This window comes from Pseudomonas sp. GM17, from assembly GCF_000282175.2.
GTDB classification, from domain to species: domain Bacteria; phylum Pseudomonadota; class Gammaproteobacteria; order Pseudomonadales; family Pseudomonadaceae; genus Aquipseudomonas; species Aquipseudomonas chlororaphis.
In genome coordinates, this window is sequence record NZ_CP124732.1 from 6,333,805 (window position 1) to 6,359,868 (window position 26,064).

Genomic DNA, 26,064 nt, shown 5'->3' on the forward strand with positions numbered 1-26,064 from the left:
AAAGCCCGCCTTGTGCGGGCTTTGTTGTTTCTGGCTATCTCTCCACCTTCCCTCCATGTATCTCCTATCCTCGCCAAATAATTGAACTGAGGGGACGCAAGCCCAAAACGCCGCACCCCCTGCCCCATGAGCGCACCAGCCATTCTCTACGACTACCTGGACCAGACTGCCGCCTTCAATGCCGACGGCCGGATCAACGCCACTGTCGCCGCCGCTCGCTTCGGCACAGTCCCCAGCGAATGGCTTCACCTTGATGCCACCGATGCCCCTACCAGATCTTGCAGGTGCCAAGCCGGTACAAGTCCTCTATAAAACTGCACTCCCTTCATCCCTAAGGAAAACTTCAGTAATGCACATGGAAGAGCACACACTGAACGAAATGAGCGACGAGCTGAAACTCATGCTCGGCCGCTTTCGGCACGAACAATTCGTCGAGAAACTCGGATGGCGGCTGCCGGCCCATCCGAGCCAGGCAGGTTGCGAATGGGATCAATACGACACCGAGCACGCCCGCTACCTCCTGGCGTTCAATGAAGACCGCGCCATCGTTGGCTGCGCCCGCCTGATTCCCACCACGTTCCCCAACCTGCTTGAAGGAGTGTTCGGCCATACCTGCGCCGGGGCGCCGCCCAAGCATCCAGCCATCTGGGAAATGACTCGCTTCACCACCCGCGAACCGCAACTGGCGATGCCGTTGTTCTGGAGAAGCCTCAAGACGGCCAGCCTGGCGGGCGCAGATGCCATCGTCGGGATCGTCAACAGCACCATGGAGCGCTATTACAAAATCAACGGCGTCCACTACGAACGACTGGGCCCGGTCACGGTGCATCAGAATGAAAAAATCCTCGCCATCAAACTCTCGGCCCACCGCGAGCATCACCGCAGCGCAGTCGCACCGTCAGCCTTCATGTCCGACACATTATTGAGAGAGACCGCTTGATACAGGCCGAGTCGTCCTTCTTGAAGACCCTCAGATATAGCCCATCGCGACGGCGTAAGAGACTGCCTGCACGCGGTTACTGGCGCCGATTTTGCGCTGGATGTTGCGGTGGTGGTAATTCACCGTATCGGTGCACACCCCCATGATCACGCCGATTTCCTCCGAGGTCTTGCCGTCGGCCGTCCAGCGCAGCACATCACATTCCCGCCCACTGAACTCCACATCCGTATTGAAGACACGCACGTCGCTCTCCAGCTCGGAAATCTTGTCGTGGACCGCTGCAGCAAACGCTTTGATCACCAGCTTCAACGCTTCGAACTCCTGAAGACTGATGGGATTATCCTTGCGCGCCAGGCTTAACATCCCAACCCTCCCCTGGGTGTTGAACGAGGGTTGTGCCAGGCCGTAGCGTAAATTCGAGTCGTTGGCTTCGGACCACAGATCCGGGCACCCCCGGAACAACTCATTGCTCCACAAAATGGGGGACGACGAGACTTTGCTGTGCTTCACAGTGGGATCGATCACCGCGTAGTTAGCCGCCTGATATCGCTGCACCCAGTCCTCGGGATAATTGCCATACATATAAGTCCTGGGCCGCATGAACGGAGTCACGCTGCACATGCCGTAGGCAAAAAAATCAAACCGTAGTTCGCGCAAGGCCCTCAACGCGACAGCTGTAAACTCCTGCATGTCCATGGTTCGCGCAAAGATACTATAAAAGTACGTATCCCATCCCAACTGCTGCCCTAATTCCATTCTGAGCACCACCAAAGTTGAAAACAGGCCGTTAGCCTAGACCAACCTGACCCTCTGTCAACAAGCAAAACCACACAGTCATAGGCTGCTTCGCACTAGCACTAGATTTATTGCATCTAATACAACTAACCAAATAGAACATTGCATCCTGACGATGCTAGTAAGCCATTACCGCCTCTCAGCCGACGAATGAACCTGCCTCTTCATAATAATGCAACAGTTCATCCGGCGGACTGCAGCCTGCCCGTTCACGTCCTACATCACTACAAGATCTGGTAGTTCCACCCCCAAGAAATGCAGGTGTATAAACAACACCCGTTCGGCACGGCCACGAAGGAACAATAGTTAAAAACTGTAAACATTCACCCGCGCCAATTAACTAAATATTTACTTTCAAAAACACAACCCCAACTAAGGAGGATGCTGCCCATGCCTGCTTCGCTTTCCCCTAGCGGCTTTAATGATCACCTTGAACTTCGCCAAAAAAATCGCGCCACGGTCGAACAGTACATGCGCACTAACGGCAAAGATCGCCTGCGTCGTCATGAACTGTTCACTCAAGATGGCAGTGGCGGTTCCTGGAACACCGAAACCGGTGAACCCCTTGTGTTTAAAGGCCACACGAAGCTGGCTGCCCTCGGCGTATGGCTGGAGAAGTGCTTTCCGGACTGGCAATGGCACAACGTCCGGGTGTTTGAAACCGATAACCCCAACCACTTCTGGGTGGAAAGCGACGGTCGCGGCAAGACCCTGGTTCCCGGTTACCCCGAAGGTTATTGCGAAAATCATTACATCCATTCTTTCGAACTGGATAACGGCAAGATCACGCAGAACCGTGAATTCATGAACCCCTTCCAACAACTTCGCGCCTTGGGCATCCCCGTTCCAAAAATCAAGCGTGAAGGTATCCCCGCTTCATAACCCCCCCTTATTCATTGGAGACTGAGCATGCCCAATAGCGCAGCGCAACAACTAACCGCTAGCGACATCACTGAACTTCGCCGCAAGAACCGCGCCACGGTCGAGCAATATATGCGCACCAAAGGCCAAGACCGCCTGCGCCGCCATGAACTATTTACCGAAGATGGTTCAGGCGGCTTATGGACCACCGATACCGGCGCGCCGATTGTAATCAGTGGCAAGGCCAAGTTGGCCGAACATGCTGTTTGGTCACTCAAGTGCTTCCCGGACTGGGAGTGGTACAACGTCAAAGTATTTGAAACCGATGACCCTAACCATATCTGGGTCGAGTGTGATGGCCACGGCAAGATCCTCTTTCCCGGTTATCCGGAAGGCTATTACGAGAACCACTTCCTGCACTCCTTCGAGCTGGAAGACGGCAAAGTAAAACGCAATCGCGAATTCATGAACGTCTTTCAACAACTGCGCGCCCTGGGTATTCCAGTGCCGCAAATCAAACGTGAAGGCATTCCAACTTAATCCTCGTGAGAGTGATCGCATCATGGAAGACTTACTGAAACGGGTTCTAAGTTGTGAAGCGTTCCAGCAGCCTCAATGGAGCGAACCATCACAATTGCATGACGCGCAGGCCTACCTCAGGGACAGCGCCTCATTGATTCGAGTGGAAGACATCCTGGTGCTGCGCGCCACCCTGGCGCGTGTAGCGGCCGGCGAAGCGATGGTCATCCAGTCCGGTGACTGCGCCGAGGACATGGATGAAAGCACTCCCGATCATGTGGCCCGCAAAGCAGCGGTGCTGGACATCCTGGCCGGAGCGTTCCGGCTCGTGACCCAGCAACCGGTGGTACGGGTGGGACGGATTGCCGGGCAGTTTGCCAAGCCCCGTTCCAATAACAACGAACGCATTGGCGATCTCGAGTTGCCGGTGTATCGCGGCGACATGGTCAACGGCCGCGAGGCCGTCTGCGGCCATCGCCAGCACGATGCGCAACGCCTGGTTCGAGGCTATGGCGCCGCACGGGACATCATGCAGCACCTGGGCTGGAAAGCGTCGGCAGGCCAGGAGCAACTCATAGGTTCACCGGCCTGGACCAGCCACGAAATGCTGGTACTCGACTACGAACTGCCACAACTGCGCCAGGACGAACAGGGCCGGGTATTTCTCGGTTCTACCCACTGGCCATGGATCGGCGAGCGTACCCGTCAGTTAACGGGCGCTCACGTGGCGCTGCTCAGCGAAGTGCTCAACCCAGTGGCGTGCAAGGTCGGCCCGGACATTACCCGGGACCAGCTGCTGAGCCTGTGTGAGCGTCTGGACGCCAAGCGCGAACCCGGCCGGCTGACCCTGATTGCCCGCATGGGCGCCCAGAAGGTCGCCGAGCGCCTGCCTCCACTGGTCGAAGCGGTGTGCCAGGCCGGCCACAAGATCATCTGGCTGAGCGACCCGATGCACGGCAACACCATCGTCGCGCCCTGCGGCAACAAGACCCGCATGGTGCAGGCCATCACCGAGGAAATCGCCGCCTTCAAGCATGCCGTGACCTCTGCCGGTGGAGTGGCCGCCGGCCTGCACCTGGAAACCACCCCTGACGATGTCAGCGAGTGCGCTTCCGATGCCGCCGGCCTGCATCAGGTTGCCAGCCGCTACAAAAGCCTGTGCGACCCGCGCCTGAACCCCTGGCAAGCCATTACTGCGGTGATGGCCTGGAAAAACCAGCCCTCCTCAACCCTTGCCTCCTTTTGACTGGAGTTTGTCGTCATGACCGGCATTCCATCGATCGTCCCTTACGCCTTGCCTACTAACCGCGACCTGCCCGTCAACCTCGCACAATGGAGCATCGACCCCGAGCGTGCCGTGCTGTTGGTGCATGACATGCAGCGCTACTTCCTGCGCCCCTTGCCCGACGCCCTGCGTGACGAAGTCGTGAGCAATGCCGCGCGCATTCGCCAGTGGGCTGCCGACAACGGCGTTCCGGTGGCCTACACCGCCCAGCCCGGCAGCATGAGCGAGGAGCAACGCGGGCTGCTCAAGGACTTCTGGGGCCCGGGCATGAAGGCCAGCCCCGCCGACCGCGAGGTGGTCGGCGCCCTGGCGCCCAAGCCCGGCGACTGGCTGCTGACCAAGTGGCGCTACAGTGCGTTCTTCAACTCCGACCTGCTGGAACGCATGCGCGCCAACGAGCGCGATCAGTTGATCCTGTGCGGGGTGTACGCCCATGTCGGGGTACTGATTTCCACCGTGGATGCCTACTCCAACGATATCCAGCCGTTCCTCGTTGCCGACGCGATCGCCGACTTCAGCAAGGAGCACCACTGGATGGCCATCGAATACGCCGCCAGCCGTTGCGCCATGGTCATCACCACCGACGAGGTAGTGCTATGAGCCAGACCGCAGCCCACCTCATGGAACGCATCCTGCAACCGGCTCCTGAGCCGTTTGCCCTGTTGTACCGCCCGGAATCCAGCGGCCCCGGCCTGCTGGACGTGCTGATCGGCGAAATGTCGGAACCGCAGGTCCTGGCCGATATCGACTTGCCTGCCACCTCGATCGGCGCGCCTCGCCTGGATGTACTGGCGCTGATCCCCTACCGGCAGATCGCCGAGCGCGGTTTCGAGGCGGTGGACGATCAGTCGCCGCTGCTGGCGATGAACATCACCGAGCAGCAATCCATCAGCATCGAACGCTTGCTGGGGTTGCTGCCCAACGTGCCGATCCAGTTGAACAGCGAACGCTTCGACCTCAGCGACGCGAGCTACGCCGAGATCGTCAGCCAGGTGATCGCCAACGAAATCGGCTCCGGGGAAGGCGCCAACTTCGTCATCAAGCGCACCTTCCTGGCCGAGATCAGCGAGTACGGCCCGGCCAGTGCGCTGTCGTTCTTTCGCCATCTGCTGGAACGGGAGAAAGGTGCCTACTGGACGTTCATCATCCACACCGGCAGCCGTACCTTCGTGGGTGCGTCCCCCGAGCGCCACATCAGCATCAAGGATGGGCTCGCGGTGATGAACCCCATCAGCGGCACTTACCGCTATCCGCCCGCCGGTCCCAACCTGACGGAAGTCATGGACTTCCTGGCGGATCGCAAGGAGGCCGACGAGCTCTACATGGTGGTGGATGAAGAGCTGAAAATGATGGCGCGCATCTGTGACGACGGCGGCCACGTCCTCGGTCCTTACCTCAAGGAAATGGCGCACCTGGCCCACACCGAGTACTTCATCGAAGGCAAGACCCATCGCGATGTACGGGAAATCCTGCGCGAAACCCTGTTTGCCCCGACCGTCACCGGTAGCCCGCTGGAAAGCGCCTGCCGGGTCATCCAGCGCTATGAGCCGCAAGGCCGCGCGTACTACAGCGGCATGGCTGCGCTGATCGGCAGCGATGGCAAGGGCGGGCGTTCCCTGGACTCGGCGATCCTGATTCGCACCGCCGACATCGATAACAGCGGCGAGGTGCGGATCAGCGTGGGCTCGACCATCGTGCGCCATTCCGACCCGATGACCGAGGCTGCCGAAAGCCGGGCCAAGGCCACCGGCCTGATCAGCGCGCTGAAAAACCAGGCGCCCTCGCGCTTCGGCAATCACCTGCAAGTGCGCGCCGCATTGGCCAGCCGCAATGCCTACGTCTCGGACTTCTGGCTGATGGACAGCCAGCAGCGGGAGCAGCTCCAGGCCGACTTCAGTGGGCGCCAGGTGCTGATCGTCGACGCCGAAGACACCTTCACCTCGATGATCGCCAAGCAACTGCGGGCCCTGGGCCTGGTAGTGACGGTATGCAGCTTCAGCGACGAATACAGCTTTGACGGCTACGACCTGGTCATCATGGGCCCCGGCCCCGGCAACCCGAGCGAAGTCCAACAGCCGAAAATCAACCACCTGCACGTGGCCATCCGCTCCTTGCTCAGCCAGCAGCGGCCGTTCCTTGCGGTGTGCCTGAGCCATCAGGTGCTGAGCTTGTGCCTGGGCCTGGAACTGCAGCGCAAAGCCATTCCCAACCAGGGTGTGCAAAAACAGATCGACCTGTTTGGCAACGCCGAACGGGTGGGTTTCTACAACACCTTCGCCGCCCAGAGTTCGAGTGACCGCCTGGACATCGACGGCATCGGCACCGTCGAAATCAGCCGCGACAGCGAGACCGGCGAGGTGCATGCCCTGCGTGGGCCGTCGTTCGCCTCCATGCAGTTTCATGCCGAGTCGCTGCTGACCCAGGAAGGCCCGCGCATCATCGCCGACCTGCTGCGGCACGCCCTCATCCACACACCTGTCGAGAGCAACGCTTCGGCCGCCGGGAGATAACCATGCACCATTACGTCATCATCGACGCCTTTGCCAGCGCCCCGCTGGAAGGCAATCCGGTCGCGGTGTTCTTTGACGCCGATGACTTGTCGGCCGAGCAAATGCAACGCATCGCCCGGGAGATGAACCTGTCGGAAACCACCTTCGTGCTCAAGCCACGCAACTGTGGCGATGCGCTGATCCGGATCTTCACCCCGGTCAACGAACTGCCCTTCGCCGGGCACCCGTTGCTGGGCACGGCCATTGCCCTGGGGGCGCACACCGACAATCACCGGCTGTTCCTGGAAACCCAGATGGGCACCATCGCCTTTGACCTGGAGCGCCAGAACGGCAACGTCGTCGCCGCCAGCATGGACCAGCCGATACCGACCTGGACGGCCCTGGGGCGCGACGCCGAATTGCTCAAGGCCCTGGGCATCAGCGACTCGACCTTTCCCATCGAGATCTATCACAACGGCCCGCGTCATGTGTTCGTCGGCCTGCCGAGCATCGCCGCGTTGTCCGCCCTGCACCCCGACCACCGTGCCCTGTCCAGCTTCCACGACATGGCCATCAACTGTTTTGCCGGCGCGGGACGGCGTTGGCGCAGCCGGATGTTCTCACCGGCCTATGGGGTGGTCGAGGATGCGGCCACAGGCTCCGCTGCCGGGCCCTTGGCGATTCATCTGGCGCGTCATGGCCAGATCGAGTTCGGCCAGCAGATCGAGATTCTTCAGGGCGTGGAAATCGGCCGCCCTTCACTGATGTTCGCCAGGACCGAGGGCCGCGCCGATCAACTGACGCGGGTCGAAGTATCAGGCAATGGCGTCACCTTCGGACGGGGGACCATCGTTCTATGAACAGTTCAGTACTAGGCCAGCCGCTGCTGGGTAAAGGCATGTCGGAATCCCTGACCGGCACACTGGATGCGCCGTTTCCCGAGTACCAGACGCTGCCTGCCAATCCCATGAGCGTGCTGCACAACTGGCTCGAACGCGCACGCCGCGTGGGCATCCGCGAACCCCGTGCGCTGGCGCTGGCCACGGCTGACAGCCAGGGCCGGCCTTCGACGCGCATCGTGGTGATCAGTGAGATCAATGACACCGGGGTGCTGTTCAGCACCCATGCCGGAAGCCAGAAAGGCCGCGAACTGACAGAGAACCCCTGGGCCTCGGGTGTGCTGTATTGGCGCGAAACCAGCCAGCAGATCATCCTCAATGGCCAGGCCGTGCGCTTGCCGGATGCCAAGGCTGACGAGGCGTGGCTGAAGCGCCCTTATGCCACGCATCCGATGTCATCGGTGTCTCGCCAGAGTGAAGAACTCAAGGATGTTCAAGCCATGCGCAGCGCCGCCAGGGAACTGGCCGACGTGCAAGGTCCGCTGCCGCGTCCCGAGGGTTATTGCGTGTTTGAGTTGCGGCTTGAGTCGTTGGAGTTCTGGGGTAACGGCCAGGAGCGCCTGCATGAGCGCCTGCGCTATGACCGCAGCGATACGGGCTGGAAGGTGCGGCGTTTGCAACCCTGAATAACGCAGGTATTTGCACGAGACCCGCCTCGTTGACGAGTCAGCCAAGGTGGCATGACTCGCTCAATACAGAGCTGGCGCGGTTCAATGATTAATGACAGGAGTTACTAAATGTGTGGTCTCACAGGATGGGTAGACTATACGCGCAGGCTCGAAGGGGAAGACCCTGCGATTCGCGCCATGACCAATACGCTCGCACTGCGCGGGCCTGATGCCGAAGGCATATGGAAACATCGACATGCTCTGCTGGGGCATCGGCGGCTGGCGGTCATCGACCTGAGCGGTGGTACCCAGCCAATGGTCTATCGCTTTGCGGACGGCCAGGAGGTCTCGCTGGTCTACACAGGGGAGGTCTACAACCACGATGCGTTGCGCGACCAGCTACGACAGGCGGGGCATGAATTTCAGACCCGCAGCGATACCGAGGTCGTGCTGCATGCCTACCTGGAATGGGGCGAGCGTTGCTGCGATCACCTGACAGGCATGTTCGCCTTCGCCCTGTTCGACGGACGCGACGGCCACCTGCTGTTGGTACGCGATCGCCTGGGGATCAAGCCGTTGTTCTATGCCCGGCATCGCGAAGGGCTGCTCTTCGGCTCGGAGATCAAGGCCATCCTGGCTCACCCGGAGTTCACCACGGGGCTGGAGGTGACGGGGTTGGTCGACGTGCTCACGCTGTCGAAGGGAACCGCCCAGACGCCTTTCAGGAACCTGATGGAGCTGCTTCCCGGCCACTTCCTGTCCTGGCGCCCCAATGGGCAGATGAAGATCCAGTGCTACTGGAAGGTACGCCGTCAGGAGCACCAGGACGACCTGCAGACGACTGTGCAACAGACCCGCGAGTTGGTCACCCACGCGCTGGGTTCGCAGTTGTATGCCGACGTTCCCGTGTGCTCGCTGCTGTCCGGCGGGCTCGACTCCACCACCCTCACGGCCATCGCGCAACGTATCGTCAAGGCGAAGACCGGCGGGGATATCAATTCCTTTTCGGTGGACTTCACTGGCCAGTCCGCGCAGTTCAAGAGCGACGACCTGCGCCCCGACCAGGACCAGCCCTTTGCCCTATTGGCCGCGGAGTTCATCGGTAGCCGGCACCAGACCGTCCTCATCGACAACGAGGAACTGATCTCCGACCTGGCGCGCGAGGAAGTGTTCCGCGCCAAGGACGTACCGTTCACCTTCGGCGACATGGATACCTCGTTGAACCTGCTGTTCAGGGAAATTCGCAAGCACTCCACGGTGGCTATCTCCGGGGAGGGTGCCGATGAGGTCTTCGGTGGCTATGGCTGGTTCCGTGATCCTCAGGTCATCGCCTCGGCGTCCTTTCCATGGGCGTCGCGGGTGAAGTTGCCGGCCGCGTTTATCAATGCCGACTTCAACCGCCAATGCGATCTCGCCCAGTACCAACAGGCGAGCTACGACGATGCGCTGCGCCAGGTCGAACACCTGGCGCAAGACAGCCCGCACGAGCGCCGGATGCGCGAGCTTTGCCACATGCACCTGAAACGCTGGATGGTGATGCTGCTGGATCGCAAGGACCGCCTGAGCATGTGCAACAGCCTCGAGGTACGTGTGCCGTTCACCGATCACCAATTGGTCGAGTACATCTATAACGTGCCTTGGTCGATCAAGAGCAAGGATGGCGAGGAGAAGTGGCTGCTCAAGCAGGCCTGTGCCGACTTCGTACCGGAGGCGGTGCTCAAACGCCGCAAGAGCCCCTATCCGACCTCAGCCGACCTGGGCTACGAACGCTTCCTGCGCCAGAGTGCCCGGCAGCTTCTGCAGGACACGGGGAACCCGGTGTTCGGCATCGTATCCCACGCCTATATGTCCGAGGAACTGCGCCAGCCCGAGGGCCACTTCAATACGCAAATTAGCCGGCACAGCCTGGAAACAGCGCTGGCGCTGGATGCCTGGCTACGTTTGCACGGGATCTCGGTCTGATACGAGCCTGAGGCAGCCACAGGCAGGCCCGCCGGCCTGTGGCTGCCATTGCCGGCATGATGTTTCTACCTTGATTCAAGGCGCCCCGCGCCCCGCGCCTTCAATGCCAAAGCCCAAGCCCCCAGAAATCCCAGCAGCGCCACCGGCCACCTCCAGGCCAGTGTCCGGCATCGGGCCTTGCCCGCAAGCACCGGCAATCCCGACACCGTAGCGCCCAGCGAAAGGGTCAGCATGGGCCCGCTCACTGTTGTACATTCCTCCCCACGGACGACACATCATTTACCCAGTGAACGGAGTTCAACGCGTGTTCTCGACCCTCAATCCGCGTCACCGCCGGCTTGCCAGTTTCTCGCTGCTCGCCGTCGCCTTAAGCCTCGCCGCCTGCAACGCTTCCGCCCCTTCCCACACCGCCCTGCCCCCCGCCCCGGAAATCGCTTCGGGTTATCGCACCGACCTGCAAGTGCAACACGCCGACCGGCATATGGCGGCCGCGGCCAACCCGTTGGCGGCCGAAGCCGGGCGCGAAATGTTGCGCAAGGGTGGTTCGGCCATCGATGCGGCGATTGCCATGCAAGCGGTATTGACCCTGGTGGAGCCGCAGTCGTCGGGTATCGGCGGCGGGGCCTTGATCGTGCTCTGGGACGGCAAGGCGGTGCGCACGTACGACGGTCGCGAAACCGCGCCGGCCGGGGCCACCGAGAAGCTGTTCCTGCAAGCTGACGGCAAGCCCATGCCGTTCCCGCAGGCACAGATCGGCGGACGTTCGGTAGGTACGCCCGGCGTGCTGCGCGCCCTGGAACTGGCCCATGAAAAACACGGCCGCCTGCCGTGGGCGCAGCTGTTCGAACCGGCGATTCGCCTGGCGGACCAGGGCTTCCCGATCTCTCCGCGCCTGCACAGCATGATCGTCGCCGATCCGTACCTGGCGAAATCGCCGGACATGGCCGCCTACTTCCTGCAGGCTGATGGCACGCCAAAAGCCGTCGGCACCCTGCTGAAAAACCCGCAGTTGGCCGCCGTGCTCGAACGCATCGCCAAGGAAGGCCCGAACGCCTTGTACCAAGGGCCGGTCGCCCGGGAAATCGTCGCCAAGGTGCAGGGCCACGCCAACCCGGGCAGCCTGTCGCTCAACGACCTGCAAGGCTACCGCGCCAAGGAGCGCGAACCGCTGTGCACCGACTACAAGCGCTGGCAGGTCTGCGGCATGCCGCCGCCTTCGTCGGGCGGTATCGCCCTGGCGCAGATCCTCGGCACCCTGCAGGCGCTGGAAGCCCGCGACCCGCGTTATGCGCTGCCACCGTTGAAGCCGGCCAAGACCCATCTGCCGGCCGGCCTCGAACCGGCGCCTGAAGCAGTGCACCTGATCGCCGAAGCCGAACGCCTGGCCTACGCCGACCGCGCTTTGTACGTGGCGGATTCGGACTTCGCCCCGGTGCCGATCGCCGGCCTGGTCGCCCCGCGATACCTGGCGCAGCGTGCCGCCTTGATCGGCGAGCGCAGCATGGCCAAGGCCGAGCCCGGCAAGCCCCAGGGCATCCAGGTGGCCTACGCCCCGGATCGCTCGCCGATGCGCATCTCCACCTCGCAAGTGGTGGCGGTGGATGACCAGGGCGGCGCGGTGTCCATGACCACCACCGTGGAGGCGGCCTTCGGCTCGCACCTGATGGTCCAGGGCTTCATGCTCAACAACCAGATGACCGACTTCTCCTTTATCCCCGAAGAGAACGGCCAGCCGGTGGCCAACCGCGTGCAGCCGGGCAAGCGCCCACGCTCGTCCATGGCGCCGACCCTGGTCTTCGACCGCGACAGCGGTGAACTGCTGGCCACCGTCGGCTCGCCGGGCGGCTCGCAGATCATCGAGTACGTGGCCAAGTCGGTGATCGGCATGCTCGACTGGAACCTCGACCCGCAAGCCGCCATCAGCCTGCCCAACTTCGGCAGCCGCAACGGCCCGACCGAACTGGAACAAGGCCAGTTCACCCCTGGGTTGAAAGCGGCGCTGAAAGCCAAGGGGCATGAGGTGACCGACATCGACATGACCAGCGGCACCCAGGCGATCGTGCGGGTACGCGATGCCCAGGGTAAAACCTCATGGGCCGGTGGCGCCGATCCACGGCGTGAAGGGGCAGCGTTGGGGGATTGAGGCCAACGCAGGAGAACCCAAGGGGCTTGCCGCGAGGTGGGCCCTTTTTATTTTTCACGCCGCGCAAGCGCGGGCATGGGTGATGAATGCTGTATGCCGATTTTTCCTGCGTTCTGTGTCTGACGCCGTCTTTCGATCGCTCCTAGCATCAGGTTTTTTGGCCGAGGTGCAGGCGATGAACCCGATTCCCGGCGGTATCGATTTTTCCGGCTTAACGGTGAGCCGACTGGTGGCCGACGACCTCGAACTGGTCTGCCGGCACCGCGAGGCGATGTTCCTCGAAGCGGGAGGTGAACCCGCGGCCCTGCAAGTGATGAGCGACCACTTCCGCCCCTGGCTGCGCGAGCGCTTGCCCGATGGCCGCTACTACGGTTTTGCCCTGCTGGACGGCCAGCAACCGGTGGCGGCCATTGGCTTGATGAGCATCGACTGGCCGCCCCACCCGGCCCATCCGACCCAGGACCAGCGCGGTTATGTGCTCAACCTGTACGTCGAACCCGCGTACCGGCGCCGAGGGCTGGCCTCGGCGCTGATGAAGCTGGCGGAAGCCGAATTCATCCAGCGCGGGCTGAGCTTCGCTGTGCTGCATGCGACCGAGGTGGGCAAGCCGGTGTATGCCGGATTGGGCTGGGCGGCCACCGCGGAAATGGCCAAGGTGCTGAACACAGGCCTGTAGCCGCTGCCGAGCCCGCGAGGCTGCGAACGACCCCGCCGGGGGCGCAGGGATCTTGCGACCGCTGGAGGACCTTCGGTCCTATCGCAGCCTTCGGCAGCGGCTACAGGGGCCAATGGGCTTTCGACTGGTGCGTTACGCCTTTTGGGTAGCCGCTGCCGAAGGCTGCGATCGACCGGAACGGGCGCAGCGATCTTACTGGCGCCGAAGGCCCTTCGGGCCTTATCGCAGCCTTCGGCAGCGGCTACAGAATCCTTTAGGGCATTCAAGAAATGCGCACATCCCACAGTCACAGAATGTCGCAGTAACAGCGTTGCGACTCCATCTCTTCCACCCTATGGTTCGACCATCGCTGCAAAACCAGCGAACAGGCTTGGCGGCCTGATAGAATCGAGGCGCACAAGCGCCCCCACCTTTGCAGGCGCTTTTTTTTGCGCCCGCATACCTGCGTTATGACGGGTTGCGTGGGAGAACCTTCGGGTTCGCCGGTTGCCTTGATTCCCGGTCCGCCAATCCCGCGTAACCCGTCACCCTGATCTGTTTGGCGGCAGACGGTGATGATTCTTCGAATCAAGGAGGTTCACCATGAAACACACCCTCAATCCGTCCCCTTCCTCCCTGCACACCCTCGGCGAAATAACCTTTGCCAATTGTGGCGAAGGCCAACGTCCGCTGCTGCGGGTCAACGCCGACGTGCCCCTGGCCGATGCCTTGGAACACGCCTCGTTGCTGCTACATCTGGCAAAACAGTTGACCCTGGACGCGGCCATGGAACCGCAGGCGGACCGCTATGCTTGGGCGGCACATTACCTGGGTGAGATGGGTAAAGCGGTGATGGATGATGTGCACACCGCGATGACAGCAGGCGCTGATCGACACTGAGCCACACCTGCGGGACGGGTAGCCTCAATGGCTGTCCGTCCATCGCCTTCCTCTCTCACTCCCTTGCTTAAGTCCCAGGGCGGGACTAGGATTTCGAGCCATGAGGATTATCGCCGTCAGTCATTTGAAGACGTTCTGGGAACAGCACCCGGATGTCGAACAACCGCTTCTGGCCTGGATCGATGAAGCGCGCAATGCCAACTGGTCCAGCCCGGCGCAGATCAAGGACCAGTTTTGCAGCGCCAGCATTCTTAAAAGCCGTCGCGTGGTGTTCAACATCAAAGGTAATGACTACCGCTTGGTAGTGGCCGTGGCTTACCGCTTTGGCGCCCTCTACATCAAGTTCGTTGGCACTCACCAGCAGTACGATGCCATCGACGCCGACCGCGTTGAAATGGAGTAACGAGCATGCAGATTCGCCCCATCCACACCGACCAGGATTACCGCGCGGCGCTCAAGCAAGTGTCGGTGCTGTTCGATAACGAGCCCGAACCCGGCACCGCAGAAGGCGACTACTTCGACGTGATGATCACCCTGATCGAAGCCTATGAAGCCAAGCACTTCCCGGTCGACCTGCCCAACCCGATCGACGCCATCAAGTTCCGCATGGAGCAATCGGGCCTGTCGGCCGCCGACCTGGCTCCCGCCATCGGCCGAACCAACCGGGTCTACGAAGTACTCAACGGCAAACGCGCCCTGACCCTGCCAATGATCTGGAAACTGCACCAACTGTTCGGCATCCCCGCCGAGAGCCTGATCAAGCCGGTGAAACCGGTCTGAGCCGCTCCATCCGCTGCATACATCCACCATCACCGCCCTATGCCCTATGCCCTCGTTGTCCACGATGGCATTTTCATGTGAACTCCATCGCTGTGGGCCCCGAACCCATGACAGGTCCGAACATCCCCCCGTGATAACCAGAAAAAAGAGAAGACGGCCTTGAGCTTGCCCTTGGGTAAACCCCTAAAGTGCCGCTCGACCCTCACCACAAAAAAGGACGTTTGCATGCTCACCATCGGTCAAATGGCCCGCTGCCATGGCCTCACCACCAAGACCTTGCGCCACTACGACAGCATCGGTCTGTTCACCCCGGCGCTGACCGGGCAGGACAACGGTTATCGCTACTACAAGCCGGAGCAGATCGGCGTCCTCGGGCGCATTGTCTGGTTGCGGCAGCTGGGCATGGGGCTGGAGGAGATTCGTGGGCTGGCGGACAGCGGCGCGCTGCACAGTGTGTTGAGTCTGCGCCAGGCGTTGCAGGCCCATGCCGGTGAGCTGGAAACCCAGATCGCCCGCAGCCAGAACGTGCTCGGCCAGTTGCAGCGTTATCTGGCGCAGCCCGAGCGCAGCCTACCGGCGCCGCAGACGCCGGTGCGGGTGACGCTGGCGGCGCAGCGCATCATCGGCATGGCCTGGCAGCAGGATGACCAGGGCTCGATTGCCGAGCTGTGGCAGCGCTTCGAGCCACGGGAGCAGGAGATCCAGCGCCTGGCCGAACCGGTCGGCACTTATGGTATCTGCCAGCCCTTGGGCGACGGCCAATGGCGCTACGTCGCCGGGCTGCCGGTCAGCGCCGAGGCGCCCTTGGTGGACGGCATGGTGGAACTGGAAATCCCCGCCCGCCAGTACGCCCGGGTCGAGCATCGGGGCACGGTGCAGACCCTGCCGGAGACCTTCCGCGCCGCCTACAGCGAATGGCTGCCGGCCGCCGGGATGCGGGCCGATGAAGGGGTGGAGTTCGAGTACACCGGGGAGCGCTTTTTCGGGCCGATGCACCCGGACAGCGTGGTCGAACTCTATATCCCGCTGAAAAACTGATGCCGCGATCGGACGAGCTGCCGACCAGTTGACAGGCCTCTGTCAGCAAAAGGACTCATGATCCCGCTATGCTCTGTAGCAGTCCAAGGCAACAGAGCGAAGGTCCGATGAGTTTCCAGGCGCCAGTGTTGAAGCAGATACCGGGCATCCGTCACGAGTTTTCGCGTATCGGGGCAACAAAGCCCGCCAACCTGTTCTTCTGCTCCCAGGCCCACACCGGCGAGGTGGTGGAGGCCAGCACCACCCTGCCAAGCGGCATCATCCGCGGCGACGCGGTGTTCACCCGCACCGGTCGCCCCATTGCGGTGATCACCGCCGACTGCCTGCCGCTGCTGATCAGCAGCGAGGACGCCTCGTGGGTCGCCGCGGTCCATGCCGGCTGGAAAGGCTTGCACGGCGGCATCATCGACAATGTGCTGCAGCACTTCGCCGCCAAGGGCATCGCCGCCCATCAGTTGCGCGTGGCGTTCGGCCCGTCGATCAAGCCTTGCTGCTACGAAGTCAGCCCGGATTTCATTAACACCCTGTCGGCCACCCAAGGCCACCTGTGGTCGCCGGAGCAGACACCCTGGAGCCAGGAGCGCCCCGCGCCACTGCTGCCCCCGGAGATTGCCCCGCCAGCGCCGACCCGGCCGGACTCGCTGTGGTTCGACCTGAGCCTCTATGCCCTGAACCTGTTGCGCGCGGCAGGCATCGATGAGGAACAGATCGAACACTGCGAGCACTGCACCTACTGTTCCAGCGCGACCCTGGCCAGCTATCGCCGCCGCGGCCACCGGGGCGAGGAGAAGTCCTTCCAGTATTCCTGGATCGGGCGGGCCTGAAACCGCATCTTCAGATTTATCGCGATAGGTCCTTGGCACCGCACCGGGTTAATCTTGCGCGCCCTGTAGACCCACAAAGGAATGATCGTGTCTGACAAGCTCTATGCCCCGCCTCAAGCCCAGCTGGCCACTGCCAGCGACGTGCAGCGCCCTTTCTACGTAGTGTCCAAGACCAAGTTCATGACCCTGTTCATGCTGACCTTCGGCCTCTACCTGCTGTACTGGGCCTACAAGAACTGGCAGCAGTTCAAGCAGGCCAGCGGACAACCCATGTGGCCCATTGCCCGGGCCATGCTCATGCTGTTCTACACCCACGCGCTGTACCGCGAAGCCAATACCCTGATCAAGAAAAACGGCCGTCGCCATGACTGGCTACCGTGGGACCTGGCTTCGCAGTTCGTGGTGATACTGCTGATCAGCCACGGCCTTGATGGCATGTCCAAAAGGCATCCCGACAATCTGTGGCTGGATATCGCCAGCCTGGTGCTGTTGCCGATCCAGGCGCTGGTGACCTTCAAGGGCCAGCGCGGCCTCAACGCCGCCGCCGGTGACCCGCTGGGCGAAAGCAACGCGCGGTTCACCCCGATCAACTATGTGTTCATGGCTCTCGGGGCAACGCTGTGGTGCACGATGCTGTACTACATGGCCACGACTGTGAACTGAGCCCGGGCCTCAAACGCTCACATACACCCACGCCTCGATCCCGGACTGCAGCACCACACTCACGCGCTTGTAGTCCGCCACCTCGTAGCTGTCCGCCGCGGCCAGCTCCTGGGCAGTAATGCGAAATACCGTGCCCGGGATCGGCGCGCTGGCCGCGCTGCCCGGGCGCAGGATCGGGTGATGGGTCTTGCCGCTGGTGGCCAGCACCTGGGGGTCGGTGATCTGCACCCAGGCCTGTTCATACCCCGGCAGCGCGTCCGTGCTGCCCTCCAGCTCGCGACCGAAGTTGGCCAGTTGCACGGCCTTGTCCTGCAAGGTGCCGTAGGAAAACAGGTAATGCGACGCTTCAGTGGCAACGCTCATTGTTCACTCCAAAATTCAGCGGCTGATTTTCAATGCCTGGCGCGCCGCATGGCGCTCCAGCGCCAACTCGATCAGGCGGCTGACCAGTTCGCTATAGGTCATGCCCGCGGCCTGCCACAGCTTCGGATACATGCTGATGCGGGTGAAACCGGGCAGCGAATTGATCTCGTTGATCAGCACTTCGCCGCCCTGGGTCAGGAACACATCGACCCGCGCCAGCCCCGAACAGCCCAGCACCTGGAACGCCTCGACCGCCAGGGTGCGAATGCGCTCGCTGACCTCTTCGTTGAGGTCCGCCGGCACCACCACCTGGGCCGCCTGGTCGTCGATGTATTTGCTGTCGTAGGAATAAAAACCGCTGCCGACCACGATTTCCCCACAACCGCTGGCGATCGGCTGATCGTTGCCCAGCACCGCGCATTCGATCTCGCGACCACTGACCGCCGACTCCACCAAGACCTTTTCATCGAAGCCCAGTGCCAGCTCGATCGCCGCGTGGTATTCCGCCGCGCTGGTGACCTTGCTCACGCCCACGGACGAGCCCTGGTTCGCCGGCTTGACGAACATCGGCAGGCCCAGTTTGCTTTGCGCCAGGGCAAAGTCGGTGCGCGCCGCGGTGGCCCGGTTCAGGGTGATAAAAGGCGTCACCGCCAAGCCGGCATCGCGCAGCAGGCGCTTGCTGATGTCCTTGTCCATGCACACCGCCGAACCCAGCACATCGGAACCCACGAACGGCAGGTCGGCCATGCGCAGCAGGCCCTGCAGGCAGCCGTCTTCGCCGAGGGTGCCGTGGACGATGGGGAAAATCACATCGACATGGCCCAGCAGTTCCTGGCTGGAGGTTTCCAGCAGTTGCTGGCTGGCCTTGCCCGGCACCACCGCCAGTTCGCGGTTGGACCGGTTGAGGGCGATCAGCGCCGGGTTTTCCTGGTTGATCAGGAAGTTCGAGGTGTCGTTAAGGTGCCAGTGACCGTTCTTGTCGATGCCGATCAGCACCGGTTCGAAACGTTCGCGATCCAGCGCGTCGACGATGTTGCGCGCCGATTGCAGCGACACTTCGTGTTCGGCCGAACGGCCACCAAAAATAATCCCGACCCGCAGCTTGCTCATGGTTTGTTCCTGTTAAAAAAGTGGTTCAGCGCTTGTATCGGACCGCTCAAGCCGGCTGATGTCGCAGGTGAATCAGCGCCACCCGCTCATTTTGTTTGTTCCGGCGCTCTTCGATGGCGAACGGTACGAAACCGAGCTTGGGATACAGCAGCAGGCCCGCCACGTTGTCATTGAAGCAGGACAGGGTCACCTGCGCGGCCTGGTGCTTGTCCCGGGCGATGCGCAGCATCTCGCCGATCAGTTGCCCGGCGACGCCAGCGCCGCGGGCCTCGGGATCGACGATGACATTGCCGATGGTGCAGGTGCCGTGGGTGCCCCATTGATAGAAGTTGGCGAAACCCAGCACCTGGCCGTCCCGCTCGATCACTGTCGAATCAGAGCGCTGGGCAATGGAGTCGCGCAGTTGCTCGTGGGTCAGCGGCCAGGTGGCCGCCGGAAAAAAGAAAAACAACTCGCCGGGATCCCGGGCAAAACCGCAGATCCGTGGAATATCCCGATCCTGCACGGGGCGAAAAACAAAGCTCATGTCCTGTCTCCTGACCCTGAAAATCCATGGAATGCGCCCAGCCCCGGCTTCAGCGATTGGCCACCAGATGGGCGCCGAACAGCAGGTAGCAACTGCCGGCAAAGCGGTCCAGCCATCTGCGTGAACGACTATAGACGGCAGCCATGAGGGGGGACGCTGACGCTACTCCACCTCGGGCTCATGGATCAACAGGTCGCCCGGCTGACACTCCAGGTATTGGCAGATCGCGTCCAGGGTCGCGAGCCGCAGGCCCTTGACCTTGCGTCGGGCCCGTATCCCGCCCGGCAGAACGACAATGGACATAGCACTCCCGTCCTACCCCCGGGGCTATGCTGAAAGTAATGGAGGCCATTGGAGAACGCTCATGAACGGTTTCCTGGTGATTTTCTTCACCCAGCAAAACCGCCGCTACCACGGCAAAATGCTGGGGGACTGGCTCGTCGACCTGGCCAATGAACTGGGCCTGCGCGGCGCGACCATGAGCACCGCCATCGAAGGCTTCGGCCACACCGGCCGGCTGCACTCCGCCCACTTTTTCGAACTGGCCGACCAGCCCATCGAGGTCCGCCTGGCACTCACCGAAGAGGAGTCGGCCCGGCTGTTCGAACGCCTGGAGGACGAGGACATTGCGCTGTTCTACATCAAGACGCCGATCGAGTTCGGCACCCTCGGCAAAGAGGCCAAGGAAGCCGACGCGGGCAGATGACGCGCTGAAGACAGGTGCGCCTTCCTGGGTTACCGTACTGGCCTGACGTTGTGTCGAGGACAGTTTCATGGGCAAGCCCGCCCCCCGCAAAGACTGGGTCCACCGCGCGCCTCCCGCCCGGGGGCTGGAGCGTATCGAGGCGTTTTTCGCCGGGCATGGCTACGACCTGCATCGTCACGACACCTACGCCATCGGCCGCACGCTGTCCGGCGTGCAGAGCTTCCAGTACCGCGGCGGCTGGCGCCATAACCTGCCGGGCGGGACCATGGTGCTGCATCCGGATGAAGTGCATGACGGCGAAGCCGGCACCCAGGACGGTTTCCATTACCGCATGTTGTATATCGAGCCGGCGCTGATCCAGCAGATCCTCGGCGGCCAGCCGCTGCCCTTCATCAAGAACGGCCTGTCCACCGACCCACGCTTGTTCGCCGCCACCGACACCTTGCTGCGCAGCATGGACGGCCCGCTGGATCCGCTGGAACAGGAAGACGCGCTGTTCGATCTGGCCCATGCGCTGAATGCCGTGTCCGGCGTTTCCCGGCCGGCGCAGCGCTTCGACTATCAGGCCGCGGAGCGGGCGCGGGAATACATGCACAGCGCCCTGGACCAGAGCATCACCCTCGACGAACTGGCCACCCACAGCGGTCGCGACCGCTGGAGCCTGTCGCGGGACTTCCGCCTGCTGTTCGGCACCAGCCCTTACCGCTATCTGACCATGCGCCGCCTGGACCTGGTCCGGGCACTGTTGCTGCAAGGCCAGTCGCTGGTCAGCGCGGCGCTGCTGGCCGGCTTTACCGACCAGAGCCACATGACCCGGCAATTCAGCAAGACCTACGGCCTGCCGCCGGCGCGCTGGCTGAAAATGCACGGCCGCTGAACGCCGCCCGACACGCACAATCGTACAAGAACCGCAGCACCGCGCTGATTACCGTAGAGGCCCGATCCCCTCTTTACGGAGCCGCAGCATGAACCCAGCCAGCACCACGCCCATCACTTACCAGAGCCTGAATTTCGCCTACAAACTCAGCCTGTTCGACGACCACTGGCAAGCCCGCGTCATCGCCGAAATGAACGACTACCAGTTCAAACTGGTGAAGCTGCAAGGGGACTTCATCTGGCACGACCACCCGCACACCGACGAGACCTTTATCGTCCTCGAAGGCCAACTGCGCATCGACTTCGCCGACGGCCAGGTGACCATCAACCAGGGCGAGATGTTTGTCGTGCCCAAGGGCATGAAGCACAAGCCGTACGCCGAACAGGAGGTCAAGTTGCTGCTGATCGAACCCAAGGGCGTGCGCAACACCGGTGAAGAAGGCGGCGAACGCACGGCCGCCAATGATGTGTGGATCTGAGTTCGCAACAGACTCACGTTGCCCTGTAGCCGCTGCCGAACCCGCGAGGCTGCGTTCGAGGACGCAGTCCTCGCCATACCTGCGCATGTGGTTTACCTGGATGAATGCGGCGCCTGGTTTTGCGACCGCTTCGCGGTCGATGGCAGCCTCGCGGGCTCGGCAGCGGCTACAGGGTTGGGGTTCAAAGGGGGGGACTCACCCCTCGGCGCACTGCGCCAGCAGCCAGTCGCGAAACAGCAGCGCGCTGGCCGACAAGCGCCGCTGGCGCACATGCACCAGGTAATCGGCCTGGCCGGTGTGGAAGGCCAGGTCGCTGACGCGCTGCAACTCGCCCTTGTCGATCAGCTCGCGAGCCATGAAGTCCCAGCCCAGCCCGACCCCCATGCCCTGGATCACCGCGTTGAACAGCAAGGTCAACTGGTTGAACACCAGGGCATTGGCCGGCGGGTTGTAGTCCAGGCCGAAGTGGCGGAACCAGTCGCTCCAGTCAATGCAGTTCCACTCCGAGGCATCGAGCTGGATCAGCGTCAGCCCGGGCAATTGCGCCAGACCAATACCGGGCTCGAAGCGCAGCTGCCGGCTGGCGATCGGGTAGACGATCTCGGCGAACAGCGGCGCTGCACTCAACGACGACCACTGCCCCGCGCCATAGAGAATGCCGAAGTCATGCTCGGCCACGCTGGACTCGTCCATGCCGTTGTTGGCATGGATGCTCACGGTGATGTTCGGGTGTTCCTTGTTGAACGCCAGCAAGCGCGGAAACAACCAGTACTGGGCCACCGCATGGGTGCATTGCACGGTGACGGTGTTGCCGTCGCGCCCGGCGCGCAGGCGGGTGACGCTGCGCAACAGCGACTCCAGCTGGGTGCTGACCTCGGCGAACAGGCTGGCGCCGCTGGTGGTCAGCTTCACCCCTCGGGCCTGACGCTCGAACAGCTCGGTTTTCAGCGACAGCTCCAGGGCGCGGATCTGCTTGCTCACCGCGCTCTGGGTCAGGCACAACTCAGTGGCGGCGCGGGTAAAGCTGGCGTTGCGTGCCACTGCCTCGAAGGTCACCAGGGTTTCCAGTGGCGGCAGGTTTCTCGCAAAACGGCTCATAAGACATTCCACAGTGGAATAGGTGGGTGCCTATATATCCTTTGTCCGACCAGCCGGCAATCGTTAGCCTGCGGGTTCTTATTGATGAATTCCGGAGTCGTCGGTGAAACGCGGAATAGCTTGTGCCGTCATGGCAGGTGCGGTGTGGGGTCTGGTGGTGCTGATCCCCAGCCTGCTGCCGGAGTTCAGCCCGTTGCTGATCAGTTGTGCGCGCTTCGTGCTCTATGGTGCATTCTCCCTGCTCCTGGCTCTGCCCAAGGCCCGCAGCCTGTGGCGACGCCTGAGCTGGGCCGACGGCCTGCTCCTGCTCAAGCTGGCGCTGACCGGCAACCTGATCTATTTCATGCTCCTGGCCAGCGCCATCCAGCAGGCCGGCGTGGCCACCACTGCGCTGATCATCGGTGTGCTGCCGGTGACCATCACCCTGGCCGGGCGTGGCGATCAGGACGCCCTGCCGCTGGCCCGCCTGCGCTGGCCGCTGCTGCTGATCGGCGTCGGTATCGCCTGTATCAACCTGCACACATTGCTGCTCGACGGCGCTGGCGGGCAGGTCCCGAGTCAGCGGCTACTGGGCATCGTCTGCGCCTTTGGCGCGCTGGTGTGCTGGACCTGGTTCGCCACCGACAATGCCCGCTACCTGAAGACCAGCCGCTTCGACAGCGGCGAATGGTCGAGCCTGTGGGGCATCGTCACCGGCGTCTTGGGCGCGCTGATCTGGCTCGGGGCCGACGCCTTGCAGTTGCCAGCGATGCAGATCGAAGTCAGCGAACAACGCTGGCAACAGTTCTGGCTCGCCAGCCTGGCCTGCGCGGTACTCGGTTCGTGGTTCGGCAACCGCATGTGGAATGCCTCGTCACGCCGCCTGCCACTGACCCTGAGCGGTCAATTGATCGTGTTCGAGACGGTGTTTTCCCTGCTCTACGGCTTCCTCTACCTGCAACGCCTGCCCGGTCTGCTGGAAAGCGTCGCCAGCGGCTTGCTGCTGCTCGGGGTGATCTGGGCGGTGCGCCGCCATCTGCCACAAAGCGTCCACTGAGTTCAACCGCGCTCGGGTGCCGCCGTCAAGCCTTGGGCCGGCGGCACCCGCAAACGCAGGGCCAACAGCGCCCCCAGCAAGGCAAGCAAGGCGCTGGCGCCCACCGCCTGCTCGATGCCGGCCGCCTGTGAGCCACCCAGCCCGGCGTTGGCCAGGGACACCAGCAGCGCCAGCCCCAGCGCCCCGCCGATCTGCTGGCTGGTGGAAGCAATGCCCGCCGCCACGCCCTGTTCGCCCGGCGCGATACCCTGCCCGGCCGAAACCCACATGGCGGTCCAGGTCATGCCCTGGCCGATGCTCAGCACCACGATGCCCGGCATCAGGCTCCAGAACCCCGCCCCGTCGGGCAGCGCCACATACACCCCGCCAATGCCCAGTGCGCCCAGGAGCAAGCCGCTGACCAGGGTCGCCCGCAGCCCGAAGCGCAGCAACGAACGTTCGGCCAGCCAAATGCCCACGGTGCACAGCAGCGTCGCCGGCAAAAACGCCACGCCGCTTTGCAGCACGCTGTAGCCATAGACCTGCTGGAAATACAGGGCGAGGAAGTAGTACTGCACGCCGAAGCTGCTCATGAACAAGGCCGTGAGAAACATCGCCAGGCGCAGCTCGCGATGGGCCAGCAGGCGCAGCGGCATCAGCGGGTCGTGGCCACGCTGCTCGATCCACACGAACACCCCGAGCAGCAACAGCGCCAGCGCCCCGCAGCCCAGGGTCGCCGGTGCGCACCAGCCCCATTCCGGGCCCTGGACGATGGCGAACACCAACAACGTGCCGCCCACCGTCACGGTCAAGGCGCCGCTGAGGTCGAAACGCCGGCCACGCTCGCGCTGGCCATCGGCCGGAATCCAGCGCCGGGCCAGCAAGGCACAGGCGCCAGCCAGCGGAACGTTGACCAGAAACACCGCCTCCCAGCCCCACCATTGGGTCAGCACGCCACCGAGCAACGCGCCCAGGGCCAGGCCCGCCGCCGAGGCCGCGCTCCACACTGCGAACGCCCGGTTGCGCGCCGCCCCTTCGGGGTAATGGCTGTTGATCAGCGCCAGCGTCGCCGGGAACAGCATGGCCCCGCCGACACCCTGCACCGCCCGCGCCAGCACCAGCAGCAGTGCGCTGCCGCCCAGGCCGCCGGCCAGCGAAGCCAGGGCATACAGGCTTTGCCCGACGATATAGAAACGCCGCTTGCCCAGCAGGTCGGCCGCCCGACCGCCCAGCAGCAGGAAGCCGCCGAAGGCCACGCTGTAGGCACTGACCACCCATTGCAGCTGTTGCGCGGAAAACCCCAGGTGGCTGCCGATCTCCGGCAAGGCGACGAAGACGATGGTCGCGTCCAGGGCGATAATCAGCTGCGCACTGGCCAGCAGGAGCAGCATCCAGCCTGACGGCCTGGCTGAAGAGGTGGCGGGCATCACGTCGAGTCCTTGTGTGGAAAATAAAGGGGGATGAATCAAGGACCCTCAGTTTCTTTGATGCCGATTAGATGATAAATACCGTCCTTGCTCTTTCAGTGATGACTTTAATCATGGATCTGAACGCCGTTCGTTTGCTGGTCCGGGTCGCCGAGACCCGCAGCTTTACCCGCGCCGCCGGCGATCTGCGGCTGACCCAGTCCGGCCTGTCACGGGCCATTTCGCGCCTGGAGCAGCAACTGGGCGTACGCCTGCTGCAACGCAACACCCGCAGCGTCAGCCTGACCCCGGACGGCCAGCTGCTGGTGGAGCGCGCCGCGCCGCTGCTGGCCGAACTGGCGCAGACCGAAAGCCTGCTGCTGGACCGCCGCGACTCGCCCACCGGGCTGCTGAAAATCAGCACGCCGTCGCTGTTCGGACGCAAGGTGGTGATGCCGTTGATCGGTCGCCTGACCGAGCAATACCCGGACCTGAGCATCGAGGCGGTGATGACCGATCGCCTGGTGGACATCGTCGACGAAGGCTTCGACGCCATCCTGCGCACCGGCGAGATCCAGGACCAGCGCCTGATCGCCCGGCCGCTGGCGCCGCTGCGTTGGGTCACGGTGGCATCCCCGGCCTACCTGGCGCGCCATGGCACGCCGCAGACGGTGGAAGAGCTGCAACAGCACAACTGCCTGACCGTGCGCAATTTGCGCAGCGGGCGCCTGGTGGACTGGCAGTTCATGCGCGACGGCAAGGTGCGCGATGTCAGCGTGCCCAGCCGGCTGATCTTCGATATCGGCGACGCGCTGGTGGACGGTGTGCTGGGGGGCTTCGGCATCGCCCAGTTGATGAACTTCGCCGTCGAGGACGCCCTCGCCGACGGCCGCCTGGTGCCGATCCTGCAGACCTTCTCCGGACGCAGCCGGGCGCTGTCGCTGGTCTACCCGCCGTCGCGCCAGTACTCGCCGAAACTCAAGGTCTTCGCCGACGCCCTGAACACCGTCAGCTGGTGACCGTAGCCGCTGCCGAGCCCGCGAGGCTGCGATCGGCAGCGCAGCGGCCGTAAAACGGGCAAAACCGTATGCGCAGGATTGGCGAGGACTGCGTCCTCGTGCGCA

At 62.9% G+C, this 26,064-nt stretch carries 28 protein-coding genes and 2 pseudogenes; 22 read left to right on the top strand and 8 right to left on the bottom strand.

Going from position 1 to position 26,064, the window contains the following annotated elements; genetic code table 11:
* Window positions 1-349 precede the first annotated feature (349 nt).
* Complete coding sequence (locus PMI20_RS28370; protein WP_007923204.1) at window positions 350-940, top strand: acyl-homoserine-lactone synthase; 591 nt, start codon at window positions 350-352, stop codon at window positions 938-940.
* Between the two features lie 30 nt (window positions 941-970).
* Here the strand turns inward: PMI20_RS28370 and PMI20_RS28375 are convergent, their stop codons facing one another.
* Window positions 971-1,696, bottom strand: coding sequence for an autoinducer binding domain-containing protein (locus PMI20_RS28375; protein WP_037034074.1), 726 nt, complete (start codon window positions 1,694-1,696; stop codon window positions 971-973).
* A 429-nt stretch (window positions 1,697-2,125) separates the two neighbouring features.
* Between PMI20_RS28375 and PMI20_RS28380 the strand changes: the two genes are divergently transcribed.
* The 16 genes from PMI20_RS28380 to PMI20_RS28455 all read left to right on the top strand — a co-directional run bounded on the left by PMI20_RS28380 (window position 2,126) and on the right by PMI20_RS28455 (window position 17,361).
* The gene (locus PMI20_RS28380) at window positions 2,126-2,617 is read left to right on the top strand and encodes a PhzA/PhzB family protein (RefSeq protein ID WP_007923193.1); all 492 of its coding nucleotides are present in this window, start codon (window positions 2,126-2,128) and stop codon (window positions 2,615-2,617) included.
* A 27-nt stretch (window positions 2,618-2,644) separates the two neighbouring features.
* Window positions 2,645-3,136: a PhzA/PhzB family protein gene (locus PMI20_RS28385; RefSeq protein WP_007923191.1), complete on the top strand. Its 492-nt coding sequence runs from the start codon at window positions 2,645-2,647 to the stop codon at window positions 3,134-3,136.
* A 22-nt stretch (window positions 3,137-3,158) separates the two neighbouring features.
* Window positions 3,159-4,361, top strand: coding sequence for a 3-deoxy-7-phosphoheptulonate synthase (locus PMI20_RS28390; protein ID WP_007923189.1), 1,203 nt, complete (start codon window positions 3,159-3,161; stop codon window positions 4,359-4,361).
* Window positions 4,362-4,376: 15 nt separating this feature from the next.
* Window positions 4,377-5,000: an isochorismatase family protein gene (locus PMI20_RS28395; RefSeq protein ID WP_007923187.1), complete on the top strand. Its 624-nt coding sequence runs from the start codon at window positions 4,377-4,379 to the stop codon at window positions 4,998-5,000.
* Window positions 5,001-5,020: 20 nt separating this feature from the next.
* Window positions 5,021-6,910: an anthranilate synthase family protein gene (locus tag PMI20_RS28400; RefSeq protein WP_422121757.1), complete on the top strand. Its 1,890-nt coding sequence runs from the start codon at window positions 5,021-5,023 to the stop codon at window positions 6,908-6,910.
* A gap of 2 nt (window positions 6,911-6,912) precedes the next feature.
* On the top strand, window positions 6,913-7,749 hold the full coding sequence (locus PMI20_RS28405) for a PhzF family phenazine biosynthesis protein (RefSeq protein WP_007923184.1): 837 nt from the start codon (window positions 6,913-6,915) through the stop codon (window positions 7,747-7,749).
* Window positions 7,746-8,414 carry a phenazine biosynthesis FMN-dependent oxidase PhzG gene (gene phzG, locus PMI20_RS28410; protein ID WP_007923183.1) on the top strand — a complete coding sequence of 223 codons (669 nt, stop codon included), beginning with the start codon at window positions 7,746-7,748 and terminating at the stop codon, window positions 8,412-8,414. Before PMI20_RS28405 ends, phzG begins: the two co-directional genes overlap by 4 nt.
* Window positions 8,415-8,525: 111 nt before the next feature.
* On the top strand, window positions 8,526-10,358 hold the full coding sequence (gene asnB, locus PMI20_RS28415; protein ID WP_007923181.1) for an asparagine synthase (glutamine-hydrolyzing): 1,833 nt from the start codon (window positions 8,526-8,528) through the stop codon (window positions 10,356-10,358).
* A 304-nt stretch (window positions 10,359-10,662) separates the two neighbouring features.
* Window positions 10,663-12,501 carry a gamma-glutamyltransferase gene (ggt, locus tag PMI20_RS28420; RefSeq protein WP_007926260.1) on the top strand — a complete coding sequence of 613 codons (1,839 nt, stop codon included), beginning with the start codon at window positions 10,663-10,665 and terminating at the stop codon, window positions 12,499-12,501.
* 175 nt (window positions 12,502-12,676) lie between these two features.
* On the top strand, window positions 12,677-13,177 hold the full coding sequence (locus tag PMI20_RS28425; protein ID WP_007926258.1) for a GNAT family N-acetyltransferase: 501 nt from the start codon (window positions 12,677-12,679) through the stop codon (window positions 13,175-13,177).
* A gap of 582 nt (window positions 13,178-13,759) precedes the next feature.
* The gene (locus PMI20_RS28430) at window positions 13,760-14,056 is read left to right on the top strand and encodes a DUF3077 domain-containing protein (RefSeq protein WP_007926256.1); all 297 of its coding nucleotides are present in this window, start codon (window positions 13,760-13,762) and stop codon (window positions 14,054-14,056) included.
* Window positions 14,057-14,156: 100 nt separating this feature from the next.
* Window positions 14,157-14,459, top strand: coding sequence for a type II toxin-antitoxin system HigB family toxin (locus PMI20_RS28435; RefSeq protein ID WP_007926255.1), 303 nt, complete (start codon window positions 14,157-14,159; stop codon window positions 14,457-14,459).
* A 5-nt stretch (window positions 14,460-14,464) separates the two neighbouring features.
* Entirely contained in the window at window positions 14,465-14,836 is a 372-nt protein-coding gene (locus PMI20_RS28440; RefSeq protein ID WP_007926254.1) for a helix-turn-helix domain-containing protein, read from the top strand.
* 225 nt (window positions 14,837-15,061) lie between these two features.
* Window positions 15,062-15,874, top strand: a complete 813-nt coding sequence (locus PMI20_RS28445; RefSeq protein ID WP_007926253.1) for a MerR family transcriptional regulator — start codon at window positions 15,062-15,064, stop codon at window positions 15,872-15,874.
* A 107-nt stretch (window positions 15,875-15,981) separates the two neighbouring features.
* Window positions 15,982-16,698 carry a purine nucleoside phosphorylase YfiH/LACC1 family protein gene (locus PMI20_RS28450; protein ID WP_007926252.1) on the top strand — a complete coding sequence of 239 codons (717 nt, stop codon included), beginning with the start codon at window positions 15,982-15,984 and terminating at the stop codon, window positions 16,696-16,698.
* A gap of 81 nt (window positions 16,699-16,779) precedes the next feature.
* On the top strand, window positions 16,780-17,361 hold the full coding sequence (locus PMI20_RS28455) for a hypothetical protein (protein WP_225970745.1): 582 nt from the start codon (window positions 16,780-16,782) through the stop codon (window positions 17,359-17,361).
* 9 nt (window positions 17,362-17,370) lie between these two features.
* On the opposite strand, the gene PMI20_RS28460 is transcribed toward PMI20_RS28455, so the two are convergent.
* The 5 genes and pseudogenes from PMI20_RS28460 to PMI20_RS28480 all read right to left on the bottom strand — a co-directional run.
* Window positions 17,371-17,724, bottom strand: a complete 354-nt coding sequence (locus tag PMI20_RS28460) for a gamma-glutamylcyclotransferase family protein (protein ID WP_007926248.1) — start codon at window positions 17,722-17,724, stop codon at window positions 17,371-17,373.
* A gap of 15 nt (window positions 17,725-17,739) precedes the next feature.
* Window positions 17,740-18,834: a D-alanine--D-alanine ligase gene (gene ddlA / locus PMI20_RS28465; RefSeq protein WP_007926246.1), complete on the bottom strand. Its 1,095-nt coding sequence runs from the start codon at window positions 18,832-18,834 to the stop codon at window positions 17,740-17,742.
* A gap of 46 nt (window positions 18,835-18,880) precedes the next feature.
* Window positions 18,881-19,360 (bottom strand): GNAT family N-acetyltransferase, encoded by a 480-nt coding sequence (locus PMI20_RS28470; RefSeq protein WP_007926244.1) that lies wholly within the window; start codon window positions 19,358-19,360, stop codon window positions 18,881-18,883.
* Between the two features lie 49 nt (window positions 19,361-19,409).
* Window positions 19,410-19,517 (bottom strand): annotated as a pseudogene (locus PMI20_RS28475) (lysine transporter LysE); the annotation flags it as partial.
* 5 nt (window positions 19,518-19,522) lie between these two features.
* Window positions 19,523-19,621: pseudogene (locus PMI20_RS28480) on the bottom strand (helix-turn-helix domain-containing protein); the annotation flags it as partial.
* 103 nt (window positions 19,622-19,724) lie between these two features.
* On the opposite strand from PMI20_RS28480, the gene PMI20_RS28485 reads away from it, so the two are divergent.
* The 3 genes from PMI20_RS28485 to PMI20_RS28495 all read left to right on the top strand — a co-directional run bounded on the left by PMI20_RS28485 (window position 19,725) and on the right by PMI20_RS28495 (window position 21,421).
* Entirely contained in the window at window positions 19,725-20,066 is a 342-nt protein-coding gene (locus PMI20_RS28485) for a DUF190 domain-containing protein (RefSeq protein ID WP_007926241.1), read from the top strand.
* A 67-nt stretch (window positions 20,067-20,133) separates the two neighbouring features.
* Window positions 20,134-20,943 carry an AraC family transcriptional regulator gene (locus PMI20_RS28490; RefSeq protein ID WP_007926240.1) on the top strand — a complete coding sequence of 270 codons (810 nt, stop codon included), beginning with the start codon at window positions 20,134-20,136 and terminating at the stop codon, window positions 20,941-20,943.
* Between the two features lie 88 nt (window positions 20,944-21,031).
* Entirely contained in the window at window positions 21,032-21,421 is a 390-nt protein-coding gene (locus tag PMI20_RS28495; RefSeq protein WP_007926239.1) for a cupin domain-containing protein, read from the top strand.
* Between the two features lie 195 nt (window positions 21,422-21,616).
* Here PMI20_RS28495 and PMI20_RS28500 read toward each other — a convergent pair whose 3' ends face one another.
* Window positions 21,617-22,519, bottom strand: coding sequence for a LysR substrate-binding domain-containing protein (locus PMI20_RS28500; RefSeq protein WP_007926238.1), 903 nt, complete (start codon window positions 22,517-22,519; stop codon window positions 21,617-21,619).
* 103 nt (window positions 22,520-22,622) lie between these two features.
* Between PMI20_RS28500 and PMI20_RS28505 the strand changes: the two genes are divergently transcribed.
* A complete protein-coding gene (locus tag PMI20_RS28505; protein ID WP_007926237.1) occupies window positions 22,623-23,555 on the top strand; it encodes a DMT family transporter in 933 nt (310 codons plus the stop codon).
* Window positions 23,556-23,557: 2 nt separating this feature from the next.
* On the opposite strand, the gene PMI20_RS28510 is transcribed toward PMI20_RS28505, so the two are convergent.
* Window positions 23,558-24,961, bottom strand: coding sequence for an MFS transporter (locus PMI20_RS28510; protein ID WP_007926235.1), 1,404 nt, complete (start codon window positions 24,959-24,961; stop codon window positions 23,558-23,560).
* 113 nt (window positions 24,962-25,074) lie between these two features.
* Between PMI20_RS28510 and PMI20_RS28515 the strand changes: the two genes are divergently transcribed.
* Window positions 25,075-25,959 (top strand): LysR family transcriptional regulator, encoded by an 885-nt coding sequence (locus PMI20_RS28515; protein WP_007926232.1) that lies wholly within the window; start codon window positions 25,075-25,077, stop codon window positions 25,957-25,959.
* The last annotated feature ends 105 nt before the right edge of the window (window positions 25,960-26,064 follow it).

Excerpts from the sequence above, each read along its gene's own strand:
- PMI20_RS28370 (WP_007923204.1), top strand. The coding sequence starts at position 350 with ATGCACATGGAAGAGCACACACTGAACGAAATGAGCGACGAGCTGAAA.
- PMI20_RS28375 (WP_037034074.1), bottom strand. The coding sequence starts at position 1,696 with ATGGAATTAGGGCAGCAGTTGGGATGGGATACGTACTTTTATAGTATC.
- PMI20_RS28380 (WP_007923193.1), top strand. The coding sequence starts at position 2,126 with ATGCCTGCTTCGCTTTCCCCTAGCGGCTTTAATGATCACCTTGAACTT.
- PMI20_RS28385 (WP_007923191.1), top strand. The coding sequence starts at position 2,645 with ATGCCCAATAGCGCAGCGCAACAACTAACCGCTAGCGACATCACTGAA.
- PMI20_RS28390 (WP_007923189.1), top strand. The coding sequence starts at position 3,159 with ATGGAAGACTTACTGAAACGGGTTCTAAGTTGTGAAGCGTTCCAGCAG.
- PMI20_RS28395 (WP_007923187.1), top strand. The coding sequence starts at position 4,377 with ATGACCGGCATTCCATCGATCGTCCCTTACGCCTTGCCTACTAACCGC.
- PMI20_RS28400 (WP_422121757.1), top strand. The coding sequence starts at position 5,021 with ATGGAACGCATCCTGCAACCGGCTCCTGAGCCGTTTGCCCTGTTGTAC.
- PMI20_RS28405 (WP_007923184.1), top strand. The coding sequence starts at position 6,913 with ATGCACCATTACGTCATCATCGACGCCTTTGCCAGCGCCCCGCTGGAA.
- phzG (WP_007923183.1), top strand. The coding sequence starts at position 7,746 with ATGAACAGTTCAGTACTAGGCCAGCCGCTGCTGGGTAAAGGCATGTCG.
- asnB (WP_007923181.1), top strand. The coding sequence starts at position 8,526 with ATGTGTGGTCTCACAGGATGGGTAGACTATACGCGCAGGCTCGAAGGG.
- PMI20_RS28425 (WP_007926258.1), top strand. The coding sequence starts at position 12,677 with ATGAACCCGATTCCCGGCGGTATCGATTTTTCCGGCTTAACGGTGAGC.
- PMI20_RS28430 (WP_007926256.1), top strand. The coding sequence starts at position 13,760 with ATGAAACACACCCTCAATCCGTCCCCTTCCTCCCTGCACACCCTCGGC.
- PMI20_RS28435 (WP_007926255.1), top strand. The coding sequence starts at position 14,157 with ATGAGGATTATCGCCGTCAGTCATTTGAAGACGTTCTGGGAACAGCAC.
- PMI20_RS28440 (WP_007926254.1), top strand. The coding sequence starts at position 14,465 with ATGCAGATTCGCCCCATCCACACCGACCAGGATTACCGCGCGGCGCTC.
- PMI20_RS28445 (WP_007926253.1), top strand. The coding sequence starts at position 15,062 with ATGCTCACCATCGGTCAAATGGCCCGCTGCCATGGCCTCACCACCAAG.
- PMI20_RS28450 (WP_007926252.1), top strand. The coding sequence starts at position 15,982 with ATGAGTTTCCAGGCGCCAGTGTTGAAGCAGATACCGGGCATCCGTCAC.
- PMI20_RS28455 (WP_225970745.1), top strand. The coding sequence starts at position 16,780 with ATGATCGTGTCTGACAAGCTCTATGCCCCGCCTCAAGCCCAGCTGGCC.
- PMI20_RS28460 (WP_007926248.1), bottom strand. The coding sequence starts at position 17,724 with ATGAGCGTTGCCACTGAAGCGTCGCATTACCTGTTTTCCTACGGCACC.
- ddlA (WP_007926246.1), bottom strand. The coding sequence starts at position 18,834 with ATGAGCAAGCTGCGGGTCGGGATTATTTTTGGTGGCCGTTCGGCCGAA.
- PMI20_RS28470 (WP_007926244.1), bottom strand. The coding sequence starts at position 19,360 with ATGAGCTTTGTTTTTCGCCCCGTGCAGGATCGGGATATTCCACGGATC.
- PMI20_RS28485 (WP_007926241.1), top strand. The coding sequence starts at position 19,725 with ATGAACGGTTTCCTGGTGATTTTCTTCACCCAGCAAAACCGCCGCTAC.
- PMI20_RS28490 (WP_007926240.1), top strand. The coding sequence starts at position 20,134 with ATGGGCAAGCCCGCCCCCCGCAAAGACTGGGTCCACCGCGCGCCTCCC.
- PMI20_RS28495 (WP_007926239.1), top strand. The coding sequence starts at position 21,032 with ATGAACCCAGCCAGCACCACGCCCATCACTTACCAGAGCCTGAATTTC.
- PMI20_RS28500 (WP_007926238.1), bottom strand. The coding sequence starts at position 22,519 with ATGAGCCGTTTTGCGAGAAACCTGCCGCCACTGGAAACCCTGGTGACC.
- PMI20_RS28510 (WP_007926235.1), bottom strand. The coding sequence starts at position 24,961 with ATGCCCGCCACCTCTTCAGCCAGGCCGTCAGGCTGGATGCTGCTCCTG.
- PMI20_RS28515 (WP_007926232.1), top strand. The coding sequence starts at position 25,075 with ATGGATCTGAACGCCGTTCGTTTGCTGGTCCGGGTCGCCGAGACCCGC.